Source organism: Arthrobacter sp. YAF17, from assembly GCF_052113365.1.
Taxonomy (GTDB): Bacteria; Actinomycetota; Actinomycetes; order Actinomycetales; family Micrococcaceae; genus Arthrobacter.
The window spans coordinates 1-11,831 of the sequence record NZ_JBFRDB010000017.1 but is presented as its reverse complement, the minus strand read 5'-3'; the positions used below and the strand labels follow the sequence as shown (position 1 = coordinate 11,831).

General features: G+C 67.3%; 15 protein-coding genes. All 15 read left to right on the top strand.

Annotated features, from left to right (window positions below; genetic code table 11):
• Positions 1-198 precede the first annotated feature (198 nt).
• The 15 genes from AB4Y67_RS14595 (at position 199) to AB4Y67_RS14525 (ending at position 11,699) form a co-directional block, all read left to right on the top strand.
• The gene (locus AB4Y67_RS14595; RefSeq protein WP_441406492.1) at positions 199-636 is read left to right on the top strand and encodes a hypothetical protein; all 438 of its coding nucleotides are present in this window, start codon (positions 199-201) and stop codon (positions 634-636) included.
• A 216-nt stretch (positions 637-852) separates the two neighbouring features.
• Positions 853-1,275 (top strand): 30S ribosomal protein S16, encoded by a 423-nt coding sequence (rpsP, locus tag AB4Y67_RS14590; RefSeq protein ID WP_024366590.1) that lies wholly within the window; start codon positions 853-855, stop codon positions 1,273-1,275.
• Between the two features lies 1 nt (position 1,276).
• Positions 1,277-1,519: an RNA-binding protein gene (locus AB4Y67_RS14585; RefSeq protein ID WP_056426755.1), complete on the top strand. Its 243-nt coding sequence runs from the start codon at positions 1,277-1,279 to the stop codon at positions 1,517-1,519.
• Between the two features lie 132 nt (positions 1,520-1,651).
• The gene (rimM, locus tag AB4Y67_RS14580; RefSeq protein WP_441406491.1) at positions 1,652-2,242 is read left to right on the top strand and encodes a ribosome maturation factor RimM; all 591 of its coding nucleotides are present in this window, start codon (positions 1,652-1,654) and stop codon (positions 2,240-2,242) included.
• Entirely contained in the window at positions 2,243-3,097 is an 855-nt protein-coding gene (gene trmD, locus AB4Y67_RS14575) for a tRNA (guanosine(37)-N1)-methyltransferase TrmD (protein WP_441406490.1), read from the top strand.
• A 230-nt stretch (positions 3,098-3,327) separates the two neighbouring features.
• Positions 3,328-3,687, top strand: a complete 360-nt coding sequence (gene rplS, locus AB4Y67_RS14570; protein WP_441406489.1) for a 50S ribosomal protein L19 — start codon at positions 3,328-3,330, stop codon at positions 3,685-3,687.
• A 117-nt stretch (positions 3,688-3,804) separates the two neighbouring features.
• On the top strand, positions 3,805-4,485 hold the full coding sequence (gene lepB / locus AB4Y67_RS14565; protein WP_441406488.1) for a signal peptidase I: 681 nt from the start codon (positions 3,805-3,807) through the stop codon (positions 4,483-4,485).
• Positions 4,486-5,436, top strand: coding sequence for a signal peptidase I (gene lepB / locus AB4Y67_RS14560; RefSeq protein ID WP_441406487.1), 951 nt, complete (start codon positions 4,486-4,488; stop codon positions 5,434-5,436). It abuts the gene before it with no gap.
• A gap of 12 nt (positions 5,437-5,448) precedes the next feature.
• Positions 5,449-6,120: a ribonuclease HII gene (locus tag AB4Y67_RS14555; protein ID WP_441406486.1), complete on the top strand. Its 672-nt coding sequence runs from the start codon at positions 5,449-5,451 to the stop codon at positions 6,118-6,120.
• Positions 6,121-6,195: 75 nt separating this feature from the next.
• Positions 6,196-6,522: a DUF2469 domain-containing protein gene (locus tag AB4Y67_RS14550; RefSeq protein WP_018773443.1), complete on the top strand. Its 327-nt coding sequence runs from the start codon at positions 6,196-6,198 to the stop codon at positions 6,520-6,522.
• 122 nt (positions 6,523-6,644) lie between these two features.
• The gene (locus AB4Y67_RS14545) at positions 6,645-7,001 is read left to right on the top strand and encodes a YraN family protein (protein ID WP_441406485.1); all 357 of its coding nucleotides are present in this window, start codon (positions 6,645-6,647) and stop codon (positions 6,999-7,001) included.
• Entirely contained in the window at positions 7,002-8,549 is a 1,548-nt protein-coding gene (locus AB4Y67_RS14540) for a YifB family Mg chelatase-like AAA ATPase (protein ID WP_441406484.1), read from the top strand.
• A gap of 93 nt (positions 8,550-8,642) precedes the next feature.
• Positions 8,643-9,833, top strand: coding sequence for a DNA-processing protein DprA (dprA, locus tag AB4Y67_RS14535; protein WP_441406483.1), 1,191 nt, complete (start codon positions 8,643-8,645; stop codon positions 9,831-9,833).
• A 133-nt stretch (positions 9,834-9,966) separates the two neighbouring features.
• A complete protein-coding gene (locus AB4Y67_RS14530) occupies positions 9,967-10,893 on the top strand; it encodes a tyrosine recombinase XerC (RefSeq protein WP_441406482.1) in 927 nt (308 codons plus the stop codon).
• 302 nt (positions 10,894-11,195) lie between these two features.
• Positions 11,196-11,699, top strand: a complete 504-nt coding sequence (locus tag AB4Y67_RS14525; protein ID WP_056426723.1) for a DUF3145 domain-containing protein — start codon at positions 11,196-11,198, stop codon at positions 11,697-11,699.
• The last annotated feature ends 132 nt before the right edge of the window (positions 11,700-11,831 follow it).

Sequence of the window (11,831 nt, the reverse complement as noted above, 5' to 3'; positions counted from 1 at the left end):
CATGTCCACTTTTCGCTGGCAGATCCGCGGGGCATGTCCACCGGTCGCGGTCAGGAGTGAGCATGATGGCTCTATGTCCAGTGGTCGCGGTCAGGGGAGGGCATGTCCAGTCCGGGCACCGGCCCCGGCGGAAACAGCTAGGCTGAAGCGACGCCAAAAACAGCGGACCAGCGCCGCCAACAGCTAAGGACGAGTTCCATGGGATTCACCGAAGTCTTTGTCTCCACCCACGACGAAGCCCTCAAGCGTGCCACCGCCCTCGACGGCGGCGCGGCCGCGGCCCCCGGGGCCGTCCGCATTGCCGACATCAGCGACTTCGAAGTCGAGCGCCTGGGCGACCTGGCCGGCACCGCCGTCCATGCCTCCGGCGCCGACTACGAGCTCGCCATGGTCGACGTCGCCAGCGACTCCCTGCTTGGCGTCCCGGCGGCGATGGTCCGCGCCCTGGCCGAGCTGCTCACTTATGAGACCGAGGGCGAGGAAGTCGTCCTGGACGACGTCGCAGAAAGCTGGGCCGCCGAGGAGGACATGCCCTTCGGTGCGGAGCAGGCCGCCCGTTACGTCCGCCAGCTCGCCGAACTGGCCGCCGCCGTCGATCCCGCCAGCAAATCCGGTCTCTACGTCTGGGCTTCCTGACGCGTCCGAGGCGACCGTCAGGGCGCTAAATGGACCGGTTGCGGGTGTCAAGTCGAAATCCCGCCGCTGATCTGGCACAATAAACAGGTACTCGATCTGCGTGGCCCCTCTCTCCGCGTCCGGATCTTGTCCTTTTAGAACCCCCTAGTATGGCCCGCCCCACGGGTGCAGAACGCCGGGCTCGACCCCGTTTCAGAAACAGGAGTGACCACAAAAGTGGCCGTAAAGATTCGCCTTAAGCGCTTCGGCAAGATGCGCGCACCGTACTACCGTATCGTCGTCATGGATGCACGCTCCAAGCGTGATGGCCGTGCCATCGAAGAGATCGGCAAGTACCACCCGACCGAAGAGCCCTCGTACATCGAGGTCGACACGGACCGCGCCCAGTACTGGCTCGGCGTCGGCGCACAGCCGTCCGAGCAGGTCGCAGCGATCCTCAAGATCACCGGTGACTGGCAGAAGTTCAAGGGTCTCCCGGGCCAGGAGGGCACCTTGAAGACCAAGGCTCCCAAGGCTGCCTTCGTTACCCCGGAAAAGGGTTCCGTGATCATCCCGGAAGCCATCACCAAGAAGGCCAAGAAGGACGACGCAGCCGAGGCTCCCGCCGACGCCGAAGCAGAGACCACCGAGGCCGAGTAAATTGCTGGCCGAAGCGCTCGAACACCTCGTCCGCGGGATCGTTGACAGTCCTGAAGATGTCAAGGTCAGTGCGAAGAACAACCGCCGCGGGGACACCCTCGAAGTGCGCGTTCACCAGGACGACCTCGGACGGGTAATCGGCCGCCAGGGCCGCACCGCACGCGCTTTGCGCACTGTGGTGGCAGCACTGGCGGACGGCGAGCCGGTCAGGGTCGACGTCGTCGACACCGACCGCCGCCGGTAACGCTTTCAGCAACACTTGTCTTGAGTCCGGCCCCTTCACCAGATAATGGTGGAGGGGCCGGACTGTTTTTACCGAAAATCCCGGTCTTTACCCCTAGACCCACAGACTCACCAACCCCGAACAGAGGAACAGATGCAGCTTCAGGTGGCACGAATCGGCAAGCCCCACGGCATCCGCGGCGAAGTAACCGTCCAGGTGCTCACCGATGCTCCCGGCGACCGCTTCGTCCCCGGCACCCAGTTCGTCGTGGAGCCGGCCTCGGCCGGCCCGCTGACCGTGGAGAGCGCCCGCTGGAACAAGGACATCCTGCTGCTCGCCTTCGAGGAGATTGAGACCCGCAACGACGCGGAGACCCTCCGGGGCGCCAAGCTGTTCATCGAAACCGAAGAGCTCGACGACGATGACGACGACGAGGGCTGGTACGAGCACGAGCTCGAGGGTCTGGAAGTCCGCGTCGGCGGCCAGGTCGTGGGCAAGGTGTCGGGCCTCCACACCCTCCCGGTCCAGGACCTGCTGGTGGTTACCGCGACGGACGGCAAGGAAATCCTGATCCCCTTCGTGGAGCAGATCGTCCCCGAGGTCAACGTCGGCGAAGGCTACGTCGTGGTCACCCCGCCGCCGGGACTCTTTGAGGTCAACGCCGAGGACGAGGCCAAGCCGGAGGACACGCAGGAACCCGCGGGCGCCTCGGAAGAACGTGCCGATGCCGGAGGCAACGCCTAAATGAGGATCGACGTCGTCAGCATCTTCCCCGAATACCTGGCACCGCTGGAACTTTCGCTGATCGGCAAGGCACGCCAGGACGGCCTGCTGGAGCTGAACGTCCACGACCTCCGGGACTTCACCACGGACCGTCACCGGACTGTGGATGACACCCCCTACGGCGGCGGCGCCGGCATGGTCATGAAGCCCGAGCCGTGGGCCCAGGCGCTGGCCGCCGTCGCCGAGGCACAGCCGGACGCGGCCGGGGCGGCAGACGCCGTCGGGCCGGCAACTGCCGGGACTGAAGCGTCAAAACCGGTCCTGATCGTGCCGTCACCGGCAGGGGAGCGGTTCACCCAGGCCACCGCCCACGAACTGGCCGGGGAAGACCGGCTGGTGTTCGCCTGCGGACGCTACGAGGGCATCGACGAGCGCGTGATGGAATGGGCCGCCGAGCATTTCACGGTGCGGCCCATGAGCCTCGGCGACTACGTCCTCAACGGCGGCGAAGTGGCCGTGCTGGCCATGGTGGAGGCCATCGGCCGCCTGCTGCCCGGCGTCGTCGGCAATCCCGAGTCCCTCGTGGAGGAATCGCACTCGGACGGGCTGCTGGAGTACCCCGTGTACACCAAACCCTCCAGCTGGCGGGACCGCGGCGTCCCGGCGGTGCTGCTCAGCGGCAACCACGGCAAGATCGCCCAGTGGAGGCGGCACGAGCAGTACCGGCGCACCGCCGAGCGGCGCCCGGACCTGCTCGAGGAGTTCGACGCCGCCAGGCTGCCCCGCGCGGACCGCACCGCTTTCGCGGATCTCGGGTACGACGTCGTCGACGGCCGCCTCGAGCGCCGCGCGGACGCCGGCGGGGATTCCGTCTGAGCGGATTGGCTGGAAAGCCCCGGGTGTGGCAAAATTAGTCCTTGTGCCTGCTGGGTGCGAACCTGCCACAGGGGGAGCGTCACCAACAGCGCGGCACCCCGGCCGCCGCCAAGTCCTGGCGGAGCCGGATTCACAATTTTTCGGCGGGAATTTCCGGGCCGCATCCGCGCCCGGGCTTGGCCGCCGTGACCCAACGTGAAGGACCTGTGGCGTTCACCAGGAGTGGATCAATGCATATCCTCGATTCCGTAGACGCAGCCTCGCTGCGCACCGATGTTCCCGTCTTCCGCGCGGGTGACACCCTCAAGGTTCACGTGAACATCATCGAAGGCAAGAACTCCCGCGTCCAGGTGTTCCAGGGCTTCGTCCTGGGCCGCCACGGCGACGGCCTGCGCGAAACCTTCACCGTCCGCAAGGTCTCCTTCGGCGTCGGCGTGGAGCGTACCTTCCCGGTGCACTCCCCGATCATCGACAAGATCGAGCTCGTCTCCAAGGGTGACGTGCGCCGCGCCAAGCTTTACTACATGCGCAACCTGCGTGGTAAGGCCGCGAAGATCAAGGAAAAGCGCGACTTCCAGCCCGCCAAGTAAGACTCTTCCGGCTTCCGCCGGAGTCTTCCACCGCGGGTCCACGGACCGTGTCCGGCCAGCGCCGGAGCATCCGCAACAGCGCTGTTCACTTCAGAAAAGCGTTAGAGGATACGGATCATGGAACACACAAAACGCCAGCCCAGGAAACTTGGCTGGCGTTTTGTGTTGCTGGCCGTCGTGCTGGCCGTACTCATCAGCGGACTGGTCCGCTCACTGTGGCTCGATGTGTACTACATCCCCTCCGCCTCGATGGAGCCACTCTTCCAGGAGGGGGACAGGATCCTCGTCTCGCGGACGGATTTCCAGTCCGAACCGGTGGGCCGTGGCGACATTGTCGTCTTCGACGGCCGAGGCTCCTTCTCCGCGCTGAACAGCGGCAACGGCCCCGTACTGGACTTTCTTGGCGGCGTCGGGCACTGGATCGGCCTTTCAGGCGGCGACAACACCTATATCAAACGGGTCATCGGGATCCCGGGGGACCATGTGATTTGCTGTAATGCCAGCGGCAAACTCACAGTCAACGGCCAGCAAGTCGCGGAACCCTATATCTACGGGGGCGACGCCCCAAGCCAGCTAAAGTTCAGCGTGATCGTTCCCCCCGGAAGGCTCTGGCTGATGGGGGACCACCGGTCACAGTCGGCCGATTCCCGCAGTCTCCTGGGCGCCCCCGGCGGAGGCATGGTGCCGCTGGACAGGGTGATCGGCAGGCCCGTACAGATCCTTTGGCCGCTTGATAGATTTACAGCAGTAGCACGGCCCCCCGAGGCCGCCACGACGACAGCGAAGAACGGACAGTAAATGCCCGAGACCGGACCCCGGACTCCCGATCCGCGGGGGCAGGACCAGCCCCGGGTAACCTCCTCAGCGATCCCCGCCGAGGAGAACCCGTACGCAGCTGCGAATCCTTCGCCGGCCACCGACCCGCAGGAGTCTTCCGACCCCTCGGGCCAGGCCGCCACGGGTCAGGCCGCCCCGGCCAGGGATGTTCCGCCCCTGGATGCTCCGGCGGCGGGCGGGCCATCCCATGCGGGAGGCTCATCGCGGCGTGCGCGCCGGGCCAAAGCCCGGGAGGGCCACAGCCCGATGTTCCTCTGGGCCAAAGAAATCGCGACGGTTGTGCTGGTCGCCATCGTTCTGTCCTTCCTGATCAAGACGTTCCTCTTCCGGGCCTTCTACATCCCGTCTGAATCCATGGTCAACACCCTCGATGTGAACGACAGGATCTTCGTAAACCTCCTGGTTCCGGAACCGTTCGCGCTGGAGCGCGGCGACGTTGTCGTGTTTAGGGACTCCCAGGGCTGGCTGGTTCCTGCCGCGCAGAAGGAATCCGGCCCCTTCACCTGGGTGCAGGATGGGCTGACGTTCATTGGCCTGCTGCCGGACAACTCGGAGCAGCACCTGGTCAAACGCGTGGTCGGACTGCCCGGCGATCATGTGGCCTGCTGCGACGCGGGCGGCCGGCTGATGGTCAACGGCACGCCGCTGGACGAGCCCTACATCAACCCCGCCGAGGTGCCCCAGGTCCGCGAATTCGACGTCGTGGTCCCCGAAGGCAAGGTCTGGGTGATGGGCGACAACCGGAACCACTCTGCCGACTCGCGCGCCCACACGGACAGCAACGGCGGCTTCGTGAACATCTCCGATATCGAAGGCAGGGCCGCAGTCATTGCCTGGCCGCTGAACCGCATCACCGCCCTGGACAACTACCCTGACGTCTTCCGCGACGTGCCGGCCCCGGCCGGAAAGTAGCGGCTGGTCGTTATGTCTGAAGCCCCCACCCTCGACTACGAACGCCGCTTCCGCGGTTCCGGCGCCCGGTTCCTCGCCGGCATCGACGAGGTGGGCCGCGGCGCCCTCGCCGGACCCGTCAGTGTGGGAATCGCCGTCGTGGACCTGCACGAGCAGAAGCTGCTCGCCGATGTGCGGGACTCCAAGCTCCTTAAAGTGGAGGACCGCGAACGGCTGGTGCCGCTGGTCCGGGGCTGGAGCGTGGCCTCCGCCGTCGGGCATGCCTCGGCGAATGAGATCGACGCCCTCGGCATCGTCGCCGCCCTTCGGCTCGCCGGCACCCGAGCCTGGTTCGCGGTCCTGGCCGCCGGAGTGACCCCGGACGTGGTGCTCCTGGACGGCAGCCACAACTGGCTCTCGCCCGAGACTCAGCCCTCCCTGTTCGACGACGGCCCGGCGGAGCCCGGTTGCGACGCGCCGGTGCACACGCTGGTCAAGGCGGACATGCAGTGCCTGAGCGTCGCCGCGGCGTCCATCCTGGCCAAGGTGGAACGTGATGGCATGATGCGCGGGCTCCACACGGAGTACCCTGCCTACGGCTGGGACGTGAACAAGGGCTACGGCACCGCACTCCACAAGGATGCGCTCCGCGCCGCCGGACCCACGCCGTACCACCGCGTGAGCTGGCGGCTGCTCGCCGACTGAGCGACAGCCGGGCAACGCGGGCGCCGCGGGACGGCCGTGGCGCGCGGGCGGCGCCCAATGGTGCAAGATGGAACCATGAGTGCCGAGGACCTTGAAAACTATGAAACCGACATGGAGCTGCAGCTCTACCGCGAATACCGCGACGTCGTCGGACTGTTCAGCTACGTGGTCGAGACCGAACGGCGTTTTTATCTTGCCAACCATGTTGACCTCCAGGCGCGCAGCGCCGACGGCGAGGTCTACTTCGACCTGACACTGCAGGATGCCTGGGTCTGGGACGTCTACCGTTCCGCACGCTTCGTCAAGAGCGTCCGGGTCATCACCTTCAAGGACGTCAACGTCGAGGAGCTCCCGCGCAGCGAGGAGCTCGCCCTCCCCAAGGTGGAGGATCTGGGGAACTGATCCGTCCCGGCAGCCGGGCAACGGCTGCCCACTCTTCCCCCACATCACCATCCTTGAGCCTGCTTTCCACATAGGGTCCTGACGCGCTGGGCCTTCCTGCTGTGGCGGCGCACGCTGGTTCCATGAGAGCTAAGGACGTGCTGGGACGGCGCGGTGAGGAACTCGCCGCCGGCTTCCTCGAAGCCCAGGGCATGCGGATCGTGGACCGCAACTGGCGGTGTTCCGAGGGCGAAATCGACATTGTCGCGCTCGACGGCGACGCGCTGGTCATCGCCGAGGTGAAGACGCGCAAGTCCCTCGCGTACGGGCATCCCTTCGAGGCCGTGGGAGTGGACAAACTTGCCCGGCTGCACCGGCTGGCGTCGGCCTGGTGCCGCGACCATGAACTACGTATGCCGCTGCGCCGCGTCGATGTCATCGCCGTGCTCGACGACGGCATCGGCGAGCCCGCCGTGGAACACCTCAAGGGGGTGGGGTAGGTGTCGCTGGGCCGGACCTACTCGGTGGCCCTCGTGGGGCTGAACGGCTACATCGTGGAGGTCGAGGCGCACATCGGCCAGACGCTCCCGGCGTTTATCATCCTGGGCCTGCCGGATGCCTCGCTCAACGAGGCCAAGGAACGGATCCGTTCGGCCGCCCAGAACTCGGGCATTCCTCTGAGCCGCCGGAAGATCACTGCCAACCTCATTCCCGCGTCGTTGCCCAAGCGCGGCTCCGGCTTCGATCTGGCCATTGCCATGGCTACCCTGCTGGCCTCGAACGACGTCCGGTCCACCGCCCGGACCGTGTTCATCGCCGAACTGGGATTGGATGGCAGGCTGCGGCCGGTCCGCGGGATCCTTCCGGCAGTTATGGCCGCGGTGCGGGCCGGCTACGCCGACATCGTCGTGGCGCAGGCGAACGCCGCCGAGGCCGAACTGGTGCCCGGCGCGCGTGTGCGCGGCTACGTCACCCTGGCCCGGCTGGCGTTCGATTTCGGCGCGGACCCGCAGGACCTGGCCCTCGACTTCGAACCCGAGCCTGAAGTAGGTGCACCGGAAGCCGGCGCCGGGGCTCTTCCGGTCGTGCCGCCGGACATGCGCGACGTCTCCGGACAGGGGGAGGCGCGGATGGCCCTGGAAGTGGCCGCAGCCGGCGCCCACCACCTGCTGCTGACTGGGCCCCCGGGGGCGGGAAAAACGATGCTGGCTGAACGCCTTCCGGGGCTCCTCCCGGATCTGGGCGACGCCGAGGCCATGGAAGTGACGGCCATCCATTCGCTCTGCTCGCTGACCTCGGCCTCCCTTGAACTCGTGCGGAGGCCACCCTATGAGAACCCGCATCACACGGCCACGCCGGCGGCCATCATCGGAGGAGGCTCGGGGCTGCCAAGGCCCGGTGCGGCATCCCGCGCCCACCGCGGTGTGCTGTTCCTCGATGAGGCACCTGAATACGAACGCCGGGTCCTGGATGCGCTCAGGCAGCCGCTGGAGAGCGGGGAGCTGGTGCTTCACCGTTCGGCAGGGACAGCGGCGTACCCTGCCCGCTTCCAGCTGGTTCTTGCGGCCAACCCCTGCCCCTGCGGCAAGGCCGCTGGCAAGGGGGTGGACTGCATCTGCACCCCAACGATGCGCCGGCGCTATCTGGCACGGATGTCCGGGCCGTTGCTGGACAGGGTGGACATCCAGCTGCAGGTCGAGCGGGTGACGCTCGCCGACTTTGGCCAGCCCGCGGATGAGGAGGATACCGCCACCATCGCTGCCCGTGTCCAGGCCGCGCGGGAACGCCAGCTTGAGCGGCTGCTGCCGTTTGGTATGGAGACCAACGCCCAGGTGCCCGGGCGGGTGCTCCGGGGTGCACTGCGGCTCGGCGCCCCCACCACTCGGATACTGGACCACGCCCTGGAGCGCGGAGTGCTGACGGCGCGCGGCTACGACCGCGTGCTGCGTCTGTCGTGGACCCTGGCGGATCTTTCCCGTCGGGACGTGCCGGAGGCCGACGATATCGGCCTCGCACTCAATCTTCGGCAGGCCGCCGTCGCGGCCTGACCCCCATCCACGCCAACCAGGGCATGTCGCCCTGGCGCCGCCGCCAACGCTGCAGCGCCACCACCCATCGCCGGCCCGTGAAAGGACGACACCATGACAGAGAGCGAACGGACTGCCAGGGCGGCGCTTTCCCGGCTGTTCGAGCCGCAGGACGCCGCAGGCCTCGCACTCGTGCGCATCGCCGGAGCAGAGGACGCGCTGAGGATCGCCACCGGCCAGGTGGCCTTCGGCGCGGAACTGGAACAGGAGCTGTTCGGGCTTCTGGACGAGAACGGTTCGGGCGGCGGCTGGACGGGCCTGGGGACTGCCCGGAAGCGCTGGGCGCCGAGAATCCCGGATCTGGCGCCGGGCCGGGACCTCGCGACAATGCAGCGGCTCGGCGGTCGCATGATCATTCCTTCGGACGAACTCTGGCCCCGGCAGCTGGCCGACCTCGGACTGCAGGAACCGATCTGCCTGTGGTGGCGCGGCATCGAGCAAGAGCTGCCTCCGGCCGACACGTCCATTGCGCTGGTTGGTTCCAGGGACAGTACCTCGTATGGCTCGTCAGTGACGGGCGACCTGGCGTACTCGCTGGCGCAGCGCGGGTTCACGATCATCTCGGGCGGCGCCTACGGGATCGATGCGCATGCCCACCGCGCTGCCCTCGCCGCAGGGTCCTCCGGGAGCATGCCCACCATTGCCGTGATGGCAGGGGGAGCGGACCGTTTCTACCCCTCCGGCAACGAAGACCTGCTCCGGGCAGTCGCCAACCAGGGAGCGGTCCTGGCCGAAGTGCCGCCGGGGTCCGCGCCGACGCGGTACCGGTTTCTGCAGCGGAACAGGCTGATCGCCGCGCTTGCCTCGGTCACCGTGGTCGTGGAAGCCCGGTGGAGATCCGGTGCCCTGAACACGGCGCACCATGCGGAAACGCTGGGCCGGGCCGTAGGTGCGGTGCCGGGCTCAGTGCACAGCGCCAACTCCGCGGGTTGCCACCGGCTGCTCCGCGAGGGCGGGGCTGTCTGCGTCACCGATGCGGGGGAGATCGCGGAACTCGCCGCACCCAGCGGTGAGTCACTGCCCGACGCCAGGACCGGCCCGGCGGCGATCCATGACGGACTGACCCTGGAGGATCTCATCCTGCTCGACGCCCTGCCGCTGCGGACCACCAGCTCCGTCGAAAAGCTCACGTCAGTGGCAGGTCTGAGCGCGGAATCGGTCAGGGCCGGACTCGGCCGGCTCGGACTGCTGGGTCTTGCCGAGTCTCACGCCGGAGGCTGGAAACGGGCAGGCAAGGCAGGCTGACCGGTGGAAGCCTTCCGGTGCATGCACCGGCGCGACGGACGACACCGGCGCCGCAGCAGCACCGGCACCGACCATACGCGCGGCTCGCCGTCGGGCTCCTTGATCGCCGGGTGAATCCTGCGAGAGTAGGGGAGTGTCCACACAGCAGATCCCGGCCCCACTGGCCACCGCAGCCCAGGCCTTCGGCCGCTATCTGGAAGCGGAACGTGGCCGGTCGGCCCACACCGTGCGCGCCTACCTCTCCGACGTCGGAAGCCTCCTGGAGTTCGCGGCCTCTGAAGAGGTGCAGGATTTCACCGGACTCGAACTTGGCACCCTGAGGCGCTGGCTCGGCGCGCAAAGCGAATCGGGGATGTCCCGCGCCACACTGGCCCGCCGCTCCGCCACCGCACGGGCCTTCACGGCCTGGGCCGTCCGCGAGGAACTGATCGCAGCGGACCCGGCACTGCGGCTCAAGGCACCGAAGCGCGAAAAATCCCTGCCCGGCGTGCTGCACCAGCAGCAGGTCCTTCGGCTCGTCGAAGGCACCGAAACAGCGGCCGCAGAGGGCGGCCCCATGCCCCTGCGGAACCGGGCCATGGTCGAACTGCTGTACGCCACCGGCATCCGGGTCGGCGAACTGGCCGGCCTCGACGTGGACGATCTCGATCCCGACCGCAGGACCCTGCGAGTGCTGGGCAAGGGCAACAAGGAACGCACCGTGCCGTATGGCCTGCCCGCGGCGCTCGCCGTCGACGACTGGCTGCGCCGGGGCCGGCCGGCCCTCGCCGCGGACGCGTCCGGGCCGGCATTGTTCCTCGGTGCCCGCGGCAAGCGGGTCGACCAGCGGCAGGTCCGCAGCGTCGTCCACGACCTGCTCGAAGCCTTGGGGGACACCGCAGCCACCGGGCCGCACGCACTCCGGCACACCGCCGCCACGCACCTGCTCGACGGCGGGGCCGACCTCCGCGCTGTGCAGGAAATCCTGGGCCACAGCAGCCTGGCCACCACCCAGATCTACACCCATGTTTCGGTCGAGCGGCTCCGGCAGAGCTACCAGCAGGCCCACCCGAGGGCCTGATCCCAACGCCTCGGCCCGATCCGCCGGAGCGGAAAGGCCCCCTTGGAGACGCCCCAAGGGCGCGCCGGGAAAGACGCGCCGAATTGCACTGGCGTAATTAGGTGGGGTACGGCAGAATAAGACTCACGCCCGGCAACTTTCAAGTGTTGCTTGAAGCTCATGAGCATCAAGCCACACCGAGAATCCGGGCAGTAACTTAATAGTCTGGCAAGGACCACCCGCATCACTACGGACCCGCGCAACAGACAGACATCCAGGCAGAGGTCGTTGGGGAAGACGTACCTACAGCTATGGAGGATGGAATGTCTGTTGCACTGACCCGCGGTGTGTTGTTCGTTCACTCGGCCCCAACTGCCCTGTGCCCCCACGTTGAGTGGGCCATAGGTTCCGTTGTGGACAAGCGGACGGACCTTGAGTGGACTGCTCAGCCAGCAGCGCCCGGAATGTTCCGGGCGGAGCTGTCGTGGACCGGAAATCCGGGCACGGGGGCTCAATTGGCGTCTGCTCTCCGGGGCTGGGCGCACCTGCGCTACGAAGTCACCGAGGAACCCAGCCAGGGCGTTGATGGCGGCCGGTGGTCGCACACGCCGGAGCTTGGCATCTTCCATGCCGTCACGGACGTGCACGGCAACATCATGGTCTCCGAGGACCGCATCCGCTATGCCTACGAATCGGGCGCCGGCGACCCGTCCGCGGTCTACCATGAGCTCTCCCTGGCCCTCGGCGAAGCCTGGGATGAAGAACTGGAGCCCTTCCGGCACGCCGCCGAAGGTGCTCCCGTGCGCTGGCTCCACCAGGTGGGCTAAGCCGCCCGGCAGGACCCACCGCAATACACTCCATAGCTGCGCCAAACGACGGATGGCGGCAATGTTCACTAAGAACATTGCCGCCATCCGTCATTTGGCAGGCTTCACAACATCAGTGAGACCGCTTCCACC